Below are 16,057 nucleotides of genomic sequence, written 5' to 3' on the forward strand. Positions count from 1 at the left end.
TGAAGAATTGAGTATCTAAAGGAAAAGCGATGAGTACTACTGCTTTGGTAGAAGGCAAGATCGTACAGTGCATCGGCGCGGTGATCGACGTGGAATTCCCGCGTGACCACATGCCGAAGATTTACGACGCGCTCATTCTCGACGGTTCGGAACTGACCCTCGAAGTCCAGCAGCAGCTGGGCGACGGCGTTGTCCGTACCATCTGTCTGGGTGCCTCGGACGGTCTGCGCCGCGGTACGACGGTGAAGAACACTGGCAAGCCGATCAGCGTGCCGGTTGGCAAGCCGACCCTCGGCCGGATCATGGACGTGCTGGGTCGCCCGATCGACGAAGCCGGCCCGATCAACTCGGAGGTGACGCGCGGTATTCACCAGAAGGCTCCGGCGTTCGACGAACTGTCGCCGTCGACGGAACTGCTCGAGACCGGCATCAAGGTTATCGACCTGATCTGCCCGTTCGCCAAGGGCGGTAAGGTTGGTCTGTTCGGTGGCGCCGGTGTGGGCAAGACCGTGAACATGATGGAACTGATCAACAACATCGCCAAGGAACACGGTGGTTACTCCGTGTTCGCCGGTGTTGGCGAGCGTACCCGCGAAGGGAACGACTTCTATCACGAAATGAAGGACTCGAACGTTCTCGACAAGGTCGCGCTGGTGTACGGCCAGATGAACGAGCCGCCGGGCAACCGTCTGCGCGTTGCGCTGACTGGTCTGACGATGGCTGAGCACTTCCGTGACGAAGGGCTCGACGTGCTGTTCTTCGTCGACAACATCTACCGTTTCACGCTGGCAGGCACGGAAGTGTCGGCACTGCTCGGCCGTATGCCGTCGGCAGTGGGTTATCAGCCTACTCTCGCTGAAGAAATGGGTAAGCTGCAAGAGCGTATTACGTCGACCAAGACCGGCTCGATCACGTCGGTTCAGGCCGTGTACGTCCCTGCGGATGACTTGACCGACCCGTCGCCGGCTACGACCTTCGGTCACCTGGACGCAACCGTCGTGTTGTCGCGTGACATCGCTTCGCTGGGTATCTACCCGGCAGTGGACCCGCTCGATTCGACCTCGCGTCAGATCGACCCGAACGTGATCGGTGAAGAGCACTACGCGATCACGCGCGGCGTGCAGCAAACGCTGCAGCGCTACAAGGAATTGCGCGACATTATCGCGATTCTGGGCATGGACGAACTGGCGCCGGAAGACAAGCTCGCCGTGGCGCGCGCTCGTAAGATCCAGCGTTTCCTGTCGCAGCCGTTCCACGTCGCTGAAGTGTTCACGGGCTCGCCGGGCAAGTACGTGCCGCTGAAAGAAACGATCCGTGGTTTCAAGATGATCGTAGAAGGCGAATGCGATCACCTGCCGGAACAAGCGTTCTACATGGTCGGCACAATCGACGAAGCCTTCGAAAAGGCCAAGAAGATCCAGTAAAGGTCGGGTGTAACGAAGCGGGCGCCGCTCGCGCCGAAATACTACCCAAACGGTAGCATTTCGCGAAAACGGCGCCTCTTACTACGCTCAACCAGGAGTCGACACTTATGGCAACAATCAAGGTAGACGTCGTCAGCGCGGAAGAGCAGATCTTCTCGGGCCAGGCGAAGTTCGTCGCGCTGCCGGGCGAAGCAGGTGAACTCGGCATTCTGCCGGGCCACACGCCGCTCATCACGCGGATTCGTCCGGGTGCGGTGCGCATCGAAGCTGAAAACGGTGAAGAAGAGTTTGTCTTCGTCGCCGGGGGCATCCTCGAAATCCAGCCAGGCGCTGTGACGGTTCTCGCCGACACGGCGATCCGCGGCAAGGATCTCGACGAAGCCAAGGCCGAAGATGCACGCAAGCGTGCGGAAGAAGCGCTACAGAACACGGGTTCGAACCTCGAATACGCAACCGCGCAAGCGGAACTGGCGTATGCGACGGCTCAGCTCGCTGCGATCCAGCGTCTGCGCAAGCTGCGCGGGCAGAATTAGGCACTACGTATCAGAGAAAAAGCAGCCTCTACGGCTGCTTTTTTTTGACCTCTACTTGACGTTTACGGAAAGGTCAGCAAAATCGTATGCTTGGATTGGACGTTGGGCAATTACACCTCCGGCAGCCAGCGCTGTCGCAGAGGGCGGGTAACACTTGATGCCGTACGGACATACGCCGGTGGCACAATCGGTTTCAAATTCATTTCAATAGACTGGGCGAGCTTCCGGTCACGGAGACAACACCATGGCAACGCACATGTCAGGCGTAGGAGCACTCATCGAACCCAAGGACAACCTGTCGTATGTTCGCGGGTCGACCGAGATTCCGTTGAGTGGCGCGCCGCTAGGCCAATTTCTGCGCGACACCGCAGCGCGCTTCCCGGACCGTCCGGCCGTGGTATTTCGCGAACAGCGTATTCGCTGGACGTGGAAGGAGTTCTCTGAAGAGATCGACGTGCTGGCGTCAGGGCTGCTTGCGCTTGGTATCGAGAAGGGCGACCGGGTGGGCATCTGGTCGCCGAACCGTGTGGAATGGCTGCTCACGCAGTTCGCGACCGCGCGCATCGGCGCCGTACTCGTCAATATCAACCCAGCTTACCGGCTCGCGGAACTCGAATATGCGTTGAACAAGGTCGGCTGCAAGGCGATCATCGCTGCCGAGCGGTTCAAGACGTCGATGTACCTCGAGATGCTTCAGGAACTCGCGCCGGAACTGGCGACGCAAGCGCCGGGGGAACTGCGCGCCGCTCGGTTGCCGGCATTGCGCTACGTGATTCGCATGTGCGACACGGAAACACCCGGCATGCTGACTTTTTCCGACGTGATCGAACGGGGCCGCGCGACACTAGACGTCGCGAAGCTCGACGCCATCGGCGCGACACTCTCCTGCCACGAACCGATCAACATTCAGTTCACCAGCGGTACGACGGGCAATCCGAAGGGCGCGACGCTCACCCATAGCAACGTCGTCAACAATGCGCGCTATATCGCGATGGCGATGCGTCTAACGGAGCAGGACGCCCTGTGCATTCCCGTCCCGCTCTATCACTGTTTCGGGATGGTGTTGGCGGTTCTGGCATGCGTATCGGTCGGTGCGAATATGGTGTTCCCGGGCGAAGGCTTCGACCCGGCTGCGACCCTGGCCGCCGTCGCCGAAGAGCAGTGCACCGCGCTGCATGGCGTGCCGACGATGTTCATCGCCGAACTTGATCATCCGAACTTCGCCACCTACGACTTTTCGCGCCTGCGCACCGGCATCATGGCCGGCTCGCCGTGCCCGATCGAGACGATGAAGAAGGTCGTCTCGAGGATGCATCTGAACGAGATCACCATTGCCTATGGCATGACGGAAACGAGCCCGGTGTCTTTCCAGAGTTCGACCACCGATCCGCTCGACAAGCGCACCACGACCGTCGGGCGGATCCAGCCGCATCTGGAAGTGAAGATCGTCGACCCGCTCGGCGAAATCGTGCCGGTGGGCGAGACGGGCGAGCTGTGCACCAAGGGCTACTCGGTGATGCAGGGCTACTGGGGTGACGAAGCGAAGACGCGAGAGAGCATTGTTGACGGCTGGATGCATACGGGCGATCTGGCCACGCTCGATGCCGACGGCTACTGCAACATCGTCGGTCGACTGAAGGACATGCTGATTCGCGGTGGTGAAAACATCTACCCGCGTGAGATCGAAGAGTTTCTGTTCCGTCATCCGAAAATCCAGAGCGTGCAGGTGTTTGGCGTGCCCGATTCGAAGTACGGCGAGGAAGTGTGTGCGTGGATCGTATTGCGTTCAGGAGAGCAGGCCACTGCCGAGGAAATCCAGCAGTTCTGCCAAGGCCAGATCGCGCACTACAAGGTGCCGAAGTACATCCGCTTCGTCGATGAATTGCCCATGACGGTGACCGGCAAAGTGCAGAAGTTCATCATGCGTGAACGGATGATCAGCGAGTTGAAGGTGCAGGAAGGTAAGACGGCCTGACGGACATGCTGGTTCGGCGCTGCGCGAAGATTCACGCAGCGCCGGCCGACATTTTTTGGGGAAAACCGTTTGCTGTAGGAAAAACCAGCTAGCGGGAAAATGCGCGGTTGGAAACCCGCAAAATCGAACCGCTACGAAGCTCGCAAACGTTTGACCAGACGAAAAAAAAGCGGGCCTGGAGCCCGCTAAAAACCACACGCTACGGGGTTAGCGCGAGGAGACCAAAGGTGGGACCAACTGAGACGACGACCCTACGTCGACTACGGCCCCAGCAGGGATGCCCCTTTACAGGGCTTCGGCATACGCCGACCGGCAAGTGCATCGTATCCGCTCACACCACGCACCCAGCCACATCCGTGTTGAAACCGTTGAGGGCATTGTGGGCGAATTAACCTACGAGCGCGGTAACAAAGTGTTTCAGGTTGTAACGCCCGCCAGATAAGGCGTTGCGGGATTTATTTCCAATCTCAACTGTTTCAAACGTATTTTTTACCGATGACTCATGCGCAATTTCATACGCCTGATTGATGCTATTCGTGACGCATACTGCGGCGTAATTCGTTCAGTCGATTCCGCATGAAATGGTTGCACGTTCATCTTTTTTGGAGCGAATCGACTGTGTTACAGGCGTTTTTCCGGCGTCACGAAGTTGCCAGATTTGCGGGCGATCGCGCGCGTTGCACCGCAACATCCTCCGCAGATGGGAAAGATGCGCAAAGGCCCGGTTCGTTGGGCCTCGTTCAACCGCATTGTTTGGATTTTGCTTAACACCCTGGGGGCCGGTTACACGATTGTGTCAGCCATGCGGACCTATTAATCGACCAGGCTGCGCCTGCCTTCCCATCGAGCGGAACGCAGGCGGACCTCTGCAAGGATCACTTCAGCCACTTGTCCGAGATTGCCTGATATTCGCCGGTTGCTCGCGCCAGGTGCAACCATTGATCCACGTATTGCTGGAACGTCACATCGCCGCGCGGCAGCAGCCAGGCCTTCTCGCCGTACTGGAACGGCTTTTCCGGATGCACCGAGCAAAGACCCGGATTCAGCTTTTGCTGCAACAAGGTCTCCGACGCGTCCGTGACCATCACATCGGCCTTTCCGGCGAGGATCTGTTTGAAGATCGTCACGTTGTCCGGATAGACGGTCAGGTTCGCATGCGGGAAATACTGCTTGGCGAAACGCTCGTTAGTGCCGCCCGGATTGACGATCACGCGAGTCGCCGGCTGGTCGATCTGCGCCACCGTTTGATATTTGTTGACGTCGTCACACCGAACGATCGGCGTCTTGCCGTCGACCATGTACGCCTGCGTGAAAAAGGCGCGCTTCTGGCGCTCGAGCGTTGGCGAAACACCGCCCACACCAATGTCGCATTTCGCAACGAAGTCGTTCATCAGGTTCGACCACGACGTCTTGACGAATTCCGCCTTTACTCCGAGCGATTTGGCGAGCGATTCGGTCATGTCGATATCGATGCCTTCGAACTGGCCGTCCGGCTTGTAAAACGAGTACGGCTTGTAGTCGCCGGTTGTACAGGCGCGCAATGTGCCGCGGGCGAGGATTTCGTCGAGCCGTGAGGGCGCCGCGGCGGTGGCGGTGGCGGTGGCGCTGGTCTGCGCCTGGGCCACGCCTGCGTGCATCAATACACCGGCCAGAATGCCGAGCAGTGTGAGTGCTGCCTTGTTCATCGAGTCTCCTTGGTTGCGCGTAATTGTTTGGTAAGGCCGGTGGATGATAGCCCGGCAATTCGCGCTTGAACATTGGCCCTTCAGCCAGGTCATGGCGTCGCACGGGTCAGCAAAAAAGCCGGCCGCAAGCAACGCGCGCGCGAGTTATTGCCTGCATCAAGCGCGATGCAGCGAGCCGGGTCCGGTAAAATGCCCCTTTGCCTTCAGTCGTACGCAACGTGGCCCATAAACTCCTGAACGACACTTTCCTGCGCGCGCTGCTGCGCCAGCCGACCGACTACACACCGATCTGGCTGATGCGGCAGGCTGGCCGCTATCTGCCGGAATACAACGCCACGCGGAGTCGCGCGGGCAGTTTTCTCGACTTGGCCAAGAACCCGGCGTACGCAACGGAAGTCACGCTGCAACCGCTCGAGCGCTATCCGCTCGACGCCGCGATCCTGTTCTCCGACATCCTGACGGTGCCGGACGCCATGGGCCTGGGTCTCGAGTTTGTCGCTGGCGAGGGTCCGCAATTCGCCCGGCCGGTGCGCACCGAAGACGATGTGGCACGCCTCGCGGTGCCGGATATCGACGCCACGCTGCGCTACGTGACCGACGCGGTACGCGAAATCCGCACCGCGCTCACCGACACGCAAGGCCGTCAACGCGTGCCGCTGATCGGGTTTTCCGGCAGCCCATGGACGCTGGCGTGCTACATGGTCGAAGGCAGTGGGTCGGCGGATTTCCGCACGGTCAAATCGATGCTGTACGCGCGCCCGGACCTGATGCACCGTATTCTCGACGTCAACGCCAGATCGGTTGCGGCTTACCTGAATGCGCAGATCGAAGCCGGCGCGCAAGCCGTGATGATTTTCGACACGTGGGGCGGGGCGCTCGCGGACGGCGTCTACCAACGCTTCTCATTGAAATACATCCAGCAGGTGGTGAGCCAGTTGAAGCGCGATCACGACGGCGAAAAAGTGCCGGTGATCACCTTCACGAAGGGCGGTGGTTTGTGGCTCGACGAGATTGCCGATATCGGTGTGGATGCGGTCGGTCTCGACTGGACAGTGAACCTGGGCAAGGCACGCGAGCGCGTGGGTAGCAAGGTGGCGCTGCAAGGCAACATCGATCCTTCGGTGCTGTTTGCTCCGCCGGCTTCGATCCGCATGGAAGCGCGCGCGGTGCTCGATAGTTTCGGCAATCATCCCGGCCACGTTTTCAATCTCGGCCACGGCATTTCACAATTCACGCCGCCGGAGAATGTCGCCGAACTCGTGGACGAAGTGCATCGTCATAGCCGTGCGATTCGCAGCGGCGCGCATGCACCAAGCTGAGGCCGTAAACGTTGCCATTTTTGCTGCAATGCAGCGAACTGGGCTCTTGCTCTAAGGGAAAAATTGCAGTCAATGGGCCGTCAGATGGCGGTCCCGCGAAAGTCAAGACTTGACTTATGCACATTGATCACGCTGCGGCGCGGTAGAAGCTTTAGTCGTGTCCTGACTCTTGCACATTGCGGGCGCATTTGATCCAAGCCTTGTCTGGCAAGGGTTTCACGGGGCCGTGACAAAGTGTGTGGAATCCCACAGAAGGCCGCTGCGGCGCGGTTCCAAGCCCTTCTGGGCGAAGTTCTCAACAAAGTTATCCACAGGCAAGCGGACCGATTGCAATTGTTCAGCCGAATCCAAAACTTAGCGCCGAAATTGAAGTTTTACTTTAACTTCGATGGGTTCGCCGTTTGCTCGACATACGCCGTGATGCGGCGTCATGCCGCATCCGTTCATCCGATCCATACCGCCGCGTGAGTGACGTGTTCGTCCGCGTCGCGCTGGATCATCCGCTGCCGACTTTGTTCGACTATCGCTGCGACACACCCGAGCGTATCGCGCCGGGCATGCTGGTGAGCGTGCCGTTTGGCAAGCGCCATGTGGTGGGTCTCGTATGCGAAGTGACCACTCACAGTGACGTGCCCGCTGACCGTCTGCGGGCGGTCGACCATGTTTGCACAGCCTGCCCGCCGGTGTCGGCCGAATGGCTGGCGCTCACGGCCTTCGCCGCCGACTACTATCAGCGCGGCCTCGGGGAAGTGGCATTGCCCGCTTTGCCGCAAGCGCTGCGCGATGCCTCGCGCTGGTCGCGTCTGTTCGCACCGGAAGAGCGTTACAGCCTGACGGTGGAGGGGAGCGCCGCGTTGCCGGAAATTTTGCCTGCGCGCGCCAGCGCGTTGCGCAAGCTTGCCCAAGCCCTGGCCGAGGCCGAGTTTCTGATTGCCGCCGACGCTCGCGCGCTCCACCCCAAAGCCATTGCAACCCTGGACGCCTGGCAGGCCGAAGGCTGGGTTGCGCTGGAGGTGATCGAAGCCGCCGAAGTGCTCGCCACTCCCGCATCGCCGGATACCCCCGCACCCACCTTACCCACCCTCACCGACGAACAGGCAACCGCAGTCGAAGCGATCCGCGACGCGAACGGCTTCGCGCCGTTCCTGCTGCACGGCGTGACGGGCAGCGGCAAGACTGAGGTATATCTGCGCGCGCTCGCCGAGATTCTGGCGGCGAAGCCTGACGCGCAGGCACTCGTCCTCGTCCCTGAAATCAATCTGACGCCGCAGTTCGAGTCGGCTTTCCGGGCGCGCTTTGCCGCGCTCGAAGGCACGTCGATCGTCACGCTGCACAGCGGTCTTGCAGAAGGCGAACGCGCCCGCAACTGGTTCGCCGCGCACACCGGCCGCGCCCGCATCGTGCTCGGCACGCGGCTGGCGGTGCTTGCATCGTTGCCGAAACTCGCGATCATCGTCGTCGACGAGGAACACGATCCGGCTTACAAGCAGCAAGAAGGCTTGCGCTATTCGGCGCGTGATCTGGCGATCTATCGCGCCAAACAACTCGATTTGCCGGTCGTGCTCGGCTCGGCCACGCCGTCGCTGGAAAGCTGGTGGCAGGCGGATCAGGGGCGCTACAAGCGTCTCACCCTGTCGCGCCGTGCCGTCGCCGAAGCTGTCCTGCCGACTGTCAGGCTGGTCGATCTGGAAGAGGAGCGGCGACGCGGCCGGGCCTCGGTAGAGGGTTTGTCTGGGCCGCTGATCGCCGCGCTGAAGGCGAGGCTCGAGCGTGGCGAGCAAAGTCTTGTGTTCCTGAACCGGCGCGGTTACGCGCCGCAGCTTGCCTGCGACGCCTGCGGCTGGGTCGCCGGCTGTCCGCGTTGCAGTGCCTACGTCGTTTTGCACAAACCCGAACGCGCACTGCGCTGCCACCACTGCGGCTGGGAATCGCGCATTCCACGCGCGTGTCCGGACTGCGGCAATGTGGACATTGCGCCGATGGGACGCGGCACGCAGCGCGTCGAAGAAACGCTGGCAAGCGCAGTGCCCGGCGCTCGCGTGCTCCGCATCGACGCCGACAGCACGCGCCGCAAAGGCAGTGCACAGGCGCTGTTTTCCGATGTCCACGCAGGCGAGGTCGACATCCTCGTCGGTACGCAGATGATCGCGAAGGGCCACGACTTCCAGCGAGTGTCGCTGGTCGGCGTGCTGAACGCCGACACCGCCTTGTTCTCACACGACTTCCGCGCGAGCGAACGCCTCTTCGCGCAATTGATGCAGGTAAGCGGCCGTGCCGGCCGTGCCGGTTTGCCGGGCGATGTGCTGGTGCAGACGCGCTATCCGCGCCACGCGCTGTATCACGCGCTGGCGCGGCATGACTACGTCGGCTTCGCCAATTCGACATTGGCCGAGCGGCGCGATGCTCATCTGCCGCCGTTCGCCTACCAGGCCTTGCTGCGCGCCGAAGGCCGCACGCTCGAAGCCGCGCTCGCCTTCCTGCAGCAGGCCGCCGCCGCGCTGACGGAGATCCCGGCGGCCGGGCGCGTGACCGTCTATGACGCCGTGCCGCTCACCATCGTCAAAGTGATGCATGTGCATCGCGCGCAATTGCTGGTTGAGAGCGCGTCGCGGGCCGCGTTGCAGGCTACGTTGCGTGCGTGGCAACCGATGCTGCGTGGTGTGAAAGGCGTGCTGCGCTGGAATCTCGAAGTCGACCCGCTCGACATCTAACGCCTGTTGCCGGCCGCTTCGCGGCGTTACTCCTTTAAGTCATATTCATAGAGCGAATGGTCGTTTCGCTTTGCGACGTCGCTCGCCTATATTTCGCCGAATCGGCGCATGTTCAGGCAAAACTCAAAAATCCCGCGCCGATGCACCTTAACTTTCTCGGGGCATTTGCGATGAGCGATACCAACCAGACGCTGCCTACCGGCGCCGCGCCCGGCAAACCGCGCAGCGGCCACAGCACGCACGGTGGCGGACTCTTTTCGACTGAAGACTGGTGGGCTGTCTGGGTCGGCCTGCTGGTGATCGTGATTGCCTGGGCGCTGTTCGCCTCGGGCAGCAGCATCAAGTGGCTGGCGGTGGCGCCGGTCAAATGGTCGAGCGTGGGACAGGCCGCGCAGGACATCGGCAAGCATCTGCCGAACTATGTCGCGTTGTTCGTCGCGTTCGCATTGCTCTTCGGCGTGAGTCTCGCTGCGCTGAAACAGCGGGTCGGCGCTTTTCTGGCGTCGTTCCTGATCCTGTTCATTGCATCGGCGCTGATCTTCACGCTGGGCGCGTGGGTCAACGCGTCGAAATACAACCTTGAGCCGCCGCTCGTCGCGCTGGCGCTTGGTCTTTTGATTTCCAACGTATTCAAGTTGCCCGAGTGGTTTTCAGCGGGTTTGCGCGTGGAGTTTTACATCAAGGTCGGCATCGTGCTGCTCGGCGCGACGCTGCCGTTCACCTTGCTGGTGTGGGCGGGGCCGGTCGCGGTGGGGCAGGCGACCATCGTCTCGCTCGTGACGTTCTTCGTGATCTTCTTTGTCGGCAAGGCGCTCGGCCTCGACCGGCGGTTTGCGGCCGTGCTCGGCGTGGGCGGCGCGGTGTGCGGCGTGTCGGCAGCGATTGCGATTGCCGGCGCGGTGCGGGCCAAGCGCGAACAGGCGTCGGTGGCGATCACACTGGTCGTGTTGTGGGCCATCGTGATGATCTTCGTGCTGCCGTTCGCATCGCGGTCGTTGGGCCTATCGACGGCGGTGGCGGGCGCGTGGATCGGTACCTCCGAATTCGCCGACGCCGCGGGTATCGCGGCCGCGCAAGCCTACGGCGACTTCGCGAAGCACGCGGGCGGCGTGATTGCCGGCGCACCCGAGGCGTCGCTGCAGGCGTTCACGCTGATGAAGGTGGTCGGCCGGGATATCTGGATCGGTATCTGGGCATTCGTGCTGGCGATCGTTGCGACGACGCGCTGGGAATCGCAGGACAGCGGCGTTAAAGCCAAGGCCAATGCGAGTGAAATCTGGGCGCGTTTTCCGAAATTCGTGATCGGCTTCGTGATTGCGTCGGCGCTGGTGACGTGGATCGCCAGCCACTACTCGTTGACCGATTACCGCAAGGTTGTCACGCCCGAATTCGTTGCACCGGTCACCGCGCTGCGCACGTGGGCATTCACGTTCTGTTTCCTGAGCATCGGATTGACCACGCGCCTGCGTGCGCTGTCGGCGACCGGCCTGAAGCCGTTCCTCGCGTTTACGGCGGGCGTGGTCGTCAATATCGCCATCGGCTACGCGCTGTCCGCGCACGTGTTCGCACCGTACTGGAATAGCTTGGGGCAGGGCTCGTGATGAGCGAGGCTGTCCGCATAGCCGGCACGGCCCACGCACGCGGCGACGCGTGTGCGCCGCGCTGTGCAAGCTGCCGGTATCGCGCCGAAGATCGGCATTCACTGGAGCAGAGCATTCCGGGCCTCGCCGTGTTCGGTTCCGGGTTTGGCGCGAGTGTGGCGGATAGCCGGCTATGCCGTCTGCACGACCAGCTCGTTTCGCCCGACGACACCTGCGCTCAGTTCAAGCTGATGCCGCATCACTGACGTGCGTGCTTGCGTCGCCGCGGGTTGAACCGGGGCGGCGCAAATTCACTGCTCGCTGTTTCAGTTGCAACCGGCGGCGCTACGTCTATCGCCGGTCTTCCGTTTAATCGTTCAAAGCTGCCCGCGCATCGCCAGCCGATGCGCGCGACGCCGGGCGTACGCCCTTTTCCGCAGCCGTGCGTTTGCCCGAGCCACCGCCTGTCGCGCCGCGGATAAACAGCACAGCGCAAGTCGCACACATCGCCCAGATACCCAATACCACCAACCACTTTTCCATTTCGCCAGTCCTCTAAAACCCCGTACCGTTTTTTTGTGCGTACCTTGCGGCCGCGACTACCCATGTCTGTATAACGGCACGCCGCGCAATCTGATAAGGGTAAAAGCGAAAAGAATCACGCCAGGGAAAGTACTGATCGCAACCGCCATCGCCACGTGCGGCGCCATCCTCCGCAAACCCCCACCGTACAAGGCTTTCACGAAGGTGCAACCATGCGTGGCGCATGGTTGCACCTTTTTATTGGGAAGCGTACGATTCGCTCAACTTTTAGTCTTTCGCCAGCGAATTCGTCTGGTCTCCGAAGAAGGAAACATGGCTAGCACCACCCTCGGCGTCAAGGTTGACGACCTCCTGCGTTCCCGGCTGAAAGATGCCGCTACTCGCCTCGAACGCACTCCGCACTGGCTGATCAAGCAGGCGATCTTCGCATACCTCGAAAAGATCGAGCACGGTCAGTTGCCGCCTGAATTGTCGGGCCACACCGGCTCGGCCGATCTGGCTGATGGCGCCACGGTGGAGCAGGAGGAAGACGGTGCGTCGCATCCATTCCTCGAATTTGCGCAGAACGTGCAACCGCAATCGGTGCTGCGCGCGGCTATTACCGCTGCGTACCGCCGTCCCGAGCCGGAATGCTTGCCGTTCCTGGTCGGCCAGGCGCGTCTGCCGGCGAATCTCGCGGTCGACGTGCAGGCCATGGCCGGCAAGCTGGTCGAAACGCTGCGCACCAAGAGCCGTGGCGGCGGTGTCGAAGGGCTGATCCACGAATTCTCGCTGTCGAGCCAGGAAGGCGTGGCGCTGATGTGCCTCGCCGAAGCGCTGCTGCGCATTCCCGATCGCGCCACGCGTGACGCGCTGATCCGCGACAAGATCAGCAAGGGCGACTGGAAATCGCACGTCGGCCAGGCGCCGTCGTTGTTCGTCAACGCCGCAACGTGGGGCCTGATGATCACCGGCAAGCTGGTGACGACCAATAGCGAAACGGGGCTCTCCTCGGCGCTGACGCGTCTGATCGGCAAGGGCGGCGAGCCGCTGATCAGGAAGGGCGTCGATATGGCGATGCGCCTGATGGGCGAGCAGTTCGTCACTGGCGAGAACATCTCCGAAGCATTGGCCAACAGCCGCAAGTACGAAGCACGCGGCTTCCGCTACTCGTACGACATGCTCGGCGAAGCGGCCACCACCGAAGCTGACGCGCAGCGCTATTACGCCTCGTACGAACAGGCGATCCATGCGATCGGCAAGGCGGCCGGCGGCCGTGGCATTTACGAAGGCCCGGGCATCTCGATCAAGCTGTCGGCGCTGCACGCACGCTATTCGCGTTCGCAGCAGGAACGCACGATGAGCGAACTGTTGCCGCGTGTGCGCTCGCTGGCGATCCTCGCGCGCCGCTACGACATCGGCCTGAACATCGACGCTGAAGAAGCTGACCGCCTCGAAATCTCGCTCGATCTGCTCGAAGCGCTGTGCTTCGATCCGGAACTGGCCGGCTGGAACGGCATCGGTTTCGTGGTGCAGGCGTATCAGAAGCGCTGTCCGTTCGTGATCGACTACCTGATCGATCTGGCGCGCCGCAGCCGTCACCGCATCATGGTCCGGCTCGTGAAGGGTGCGTACTGGGATACCGAAATCAAGCGTGCGCAGGTGGACGGCCTCGAAGGCTATCCGGTCTACACGCGCAAGATCTACACGGATGTGTCCTACGTCGCTTGCGCGAAGAAGCTGCTCGGCGCGCCGGATGCTGTCTATCCGCAATTCGCGACGCACAACGCGCACACACTGTCGGCGATCTATCACCTCGCGGGCAACAATTACTACCCGGGCCAGTACGAGTTCCAGTGCCTGCACGGCATGGGCGAACCGCTGTATGAAGAAGTCACCGGTCGCGACAAGCTGAACCGTCCGTGCCGCGTGTATGCGCCGGTCGGCACGCATGAAACGCTGCTCGCGTACCTCGTGCGCCGTCTGCTGGAAAACGGTGCGAACACGTCGTTCGTGAATCGCATCGCCGACGAAAGCGTCGCGATCAAGGACCTGATCGCCGATCCGGTCGACGAAGCGTCGAAGGTCGTCCCGCTCGGCGCGCCGCACGCGAAGATTCCGCTGCCGCGCAATCTGTTTGGCGCCGAGCGTCTCAATTCGATGGGTCTGGATCTGTCGAACGAACATCGTCTGGCGTCGCTGTCGTCGGCATTGCTGGCGAGCGCGCATCATCCGTGGCGGGCCACGCCGATGCTCGAAGACAACGAGATCGCGGTGGGCGTCGCACGCGATGTGCGCAACCCGGCCGATCATCGCGACCTCGTCGGCACGGTCGTCGAAGCAACATCGGAACACGTGAGCGCCGCATTGGCACACGCGGTCGCCGCCGCACCGATCTGGCAAGCCACACCGGTCGATGCGCGCGCCGATTGCCTCGCGCGTGCCGCCGATCTGCTCGAAGCGCAGATGCATACGCTGATGGGTCTCGTGGTGCGCGAAGCCGGCAAGTCGCTGGCGAACGCGGTCGCGGAAATCCGCGAAGCGATCGACTTCCTGCGCTATTACTCGATGCAGATCCGCAACGAGTTCTCCAACGATACGCACCGCCCGCTCGGTCCCGTGGTGTGTATCAGCCCGTGGAACTTCCCGCTGGCGATTTTCATGGGCCAGGTGGCCGCGGCGCTTGCAGCCGGCAACACCGTGCTCGCGAAGCCAGCCGAACAAACGCCGCTGATCGCCGCGCAAGCCGTGCGTATCCTGCGCGAAGCCGGTGTGCCGGCGGGCGCGGTGCAACTGCTGCCGGGCGACGGCGAAACGGTCGGCGCCGCGCTGGTGGCCGATCCACGCACCCGTGCGGTGATGTTCACCGGCTCGACCGAAGTCGCGCGTCTGATCAACAGAACGCTGTCGAACCGCCTCGACCCGGAAGGCAAGCCGATTCCGCTGATCGCCGAAACGGGCGGCCAGAACGCGATGATCGTCGATTCGTCGGCGCTCGCTGAGCAGGTGGTCGCGGACGTGCTGCAGTCGTCGTTCGATTCCGCCGGTCAACGGTGTTCCGCGCTGCGCGTTCTTTGTCTACAGGAAGATGTTGCGGACCGCACGCTGGAAATGCTGACGGGCGCGATGCGCGAACTGTCGGTGGGCAATCCGGATCGCCTGTCGATCGACGTTGGCCCGGTGATCGACCTCGACGCGAAGCGCGGCATCGACGCGCACGTCGCGGCGATGCGCGAGAAAGGCCGCAAGGTCGAGCAACTGCCGATGCCGGAAGGTGGCGCACAAGGCACGTTCGTTCCGCCGACGCTGATCGAACTCGACAGCATCGACGAATTGAAGCGAGAAGTGTTTGGCCCGGTGCTGCATGTGGTGCGTTACCGTCGCAGCCAGCTGGACAAACTGCTCGAACAGATCCGCTTGACCGGCTACGGCCTGACGCTCGGCATCCACACGCGGATCGACGAAACCATCGCGCACGTGATCAGCCGCGCGCATGTCGGCAACATCTACGTGAACCGCAATGTGATCGGTGCGGTGGTCGGGGTGCAGCCGTTCGGTGGTGAAGGGTTGTCGGGCACGGGTCCGAAAGCAGGTGGCGCGCTGTATCTGCAGCGTTTGCTGGCCACGCGTCCGGCTGGTTTGCCGAAATCGCTGGCGCAGTCGTTGATCGTCGAGGTGCCGCAAACGGGCTCGAACGGGGATAATCGCAGCGACAGTCCGTCCGCTGCCTTGACGGCGCTGCGTGACTGGCTGATCGGCGAACAGCAGCCGGTGCTGGCCGCACGCTGCGACGGTTATCTGTCGCATGTGCCGGCGGGCGCAACTGCGGTATTGTCGGGGCCCACTGGCGAGCGCAACACGTACACGTTGGGCGCACGCGGCACGGTCCTGTGTATCGCATCGACGGCGAGCGGTGCGCGCGTGCAGTTTGCCGCGGCACTGGCTACGGGAAATCGCGCATTGTTCGAAGGCGCGGCTGGTGAACAATTGGTGTCGCTGTTGCCTGCCGCGTTGAAGTCTTACGCAAGCGTGAAGAAAAGCGCTGACACGCCGTTCGAAGCGGTGCTGTTCGAAGGCGATAGCGACGAACTGCTGGCGCTGGTGAAGGAGGTTGCGAAACGGTCGGGGCCGATCGTCTCGGTGCAGGGCGTCGCGGCGCGCGCGCTGGAAAGCGGCGATGAGGACTACGCGCTCGAGCGTCTGTTGACGGAACGCTCGGTCAGCGTGAATACGGCAGCAGCAGGCGGTAATGCGAATTTGATGACGATCGGTTGAGCGAACCTCATCGATTACTTCAAGAAAATGCAG

Annotated in this window: 10 protein-coding genes; 8 read left to right on the forward strand and 2 right to left on the reverse strand. The window is 62.0% G+C overall.

Annotated elements, in window-relative coordinates; genetic code table 11:
- Positions 1–29 precede the first annotated feature (29 nt).
- The 3 genes from atpD to ACUN0E_RS41905 all read left to right on the forward strand — a co-directional run bounded on the left by atpD (position 30) and on the right by ACUN0E_RS41905 (position 3,932).
- Positions 30–1,424: a F0F1 ATP synthase subunit beta gene (gene atpD, locus ACUN0E_RS41895; protein WP_445570240.1), complete on the forward strand. Its 1,395-nt coding sequence runs from the start codon at positions 30–32 to the stop codon at positions 1,422–1,424.
- Between the two features lie 107 nt (positions 1,425–1,531).
- Positions 1,532–1,957 (forward strand): F0F1 ATP synthase subunit epsilon, encoded by a 426-nt coding sequence (locus ACUN0E_RS41900; protein ID WP_012434800.1) that lies wholly within the window; start codon positions 1,532–1,534, stop codon positions 1,955–1,957.
- A gap of 244 nt (positions 1,958–2,201) precedes the next feature.
- Positions 2,202–3,932 (forward strand): AMP-binding protein, encoded by a 1,731-nt coding sequence (locus ACUN0E_RS41905; protein ID WP_445570241.1) that lies wholly within the window; start codon positions 2,202–2,204, stop codon positions 3,930–3,932.
- 875 nt (positions 3,933–4,807) lie between these two features.
- Here the strand turns inward: ACUN0E_RS41905 and ACUN0E_RS41910 are convergent.
- Complete coding sequence (locus ACUN0E_RS41910; protein WP_445570242.1) at positions 4,808–5,617, reverse strand: transporter substrate-binding domain-containing protein; 810 nt, start codon at positions 5,615–5,617, stop codon at positions 4,808–4,810.
- Positions 5,618–5,835: 218 nt separating this feature from the next.
- Between ACUN0E_RS41910 and hemE the strand changes: the two genes are divergently transcribed.
- The 4 genes from hemE (at position 5,836) to ACUN0E_RS41930 (ending at position 11,493) form a co-directional block, all read left to right on the forward strand.
- The gene (gene hemE, locus ACUN0E_RS41915) at positions 5,836–6,936 is read left to right on the forward strand and encodes a uroporphyrinogen decarboxylase (RefSeq protein WP_445570243.1); all 1,101 of its coding nucleotides are present in this window, start codon (positions 5,836–5,838) and stop codon (positions 6,934–6,936) included.
- A 464-nt stretch (positions 6,937–7,400) separates the two neighbouring features.
- On the forward strand, positions 7,401–9,647 hold the full coding sequence (locus ACUN0E_RS41920; protein ID WP_445570244.1) for a primosomal protein N': 2,247 nt from the start codon (positions 7,401–7,403) through the stop codon (positions 9,645–9,647).
- 170 nt (positions 9,648–9,817) lie between these two features.
- On the forward strand, positions 9,818–11,248 hold the full coding sequence (locus tag ACUN0E_RS41925; protein WP_445570245.1) for a YeiH family protein: 1,431 nt from the start codon (positions 9,818–9,820) through the stop codon (positions 11,246–11,248).
- Entirely contained in the window at positions 11,248–11,493 is a 246-nt protein-coding gene (locus tag ACUN0E_RS41930) for a hypothetical protein (protein WP_445570246.1), read from the forward strand. The genes ACUN0E_RS41925 and ACUN0E_RS41930 overlap by 1 nt, the downstream gene beginning before the upstream one ends.
- Positions 11,494–11,596: 103 nt before the next feature.
- On the opposite strand, the gene ACUN0E_RS41935 is transcribed toward ACUN0E_RS41930, so the two are convergent.
- Positions 11,597–11,770: a hypothetical protein gene (locus ACUN0E_RS41935; protein ID WP_408225970.1), complete on the reverse strand. Its 174-nt coding sequence runs from the start codon at positions 11,768–11,770 to the stop codon at positions 11,597–11,599.
- Between the two features lie 312 nt (positions 11,771–12,082).
- Here ACUN0E_RS41935 and putA point away from each other — a divergent pair, with 312 nt between their 5' ends.
- On the forward strand, positions 12,083–16,024 hold the full coding sequence (gene putA, locus ACUN0E_RS41940; protein ID WP_445570247.1) for a trifunctional transcriptional regulator/proline dehydrogenase/L-glutamate gamma-semialdehyde dehydrogenase: 3,942 nt from the start codon (positions 12,083–12,085) through the stop codon (positions 16,022–16,024).
- Positions 16,025–16,057: the final 33 nt, after the last annotated feature.

Source organism: Paraburkholderia sp. D1E (genome assembly GCF_052682275.1).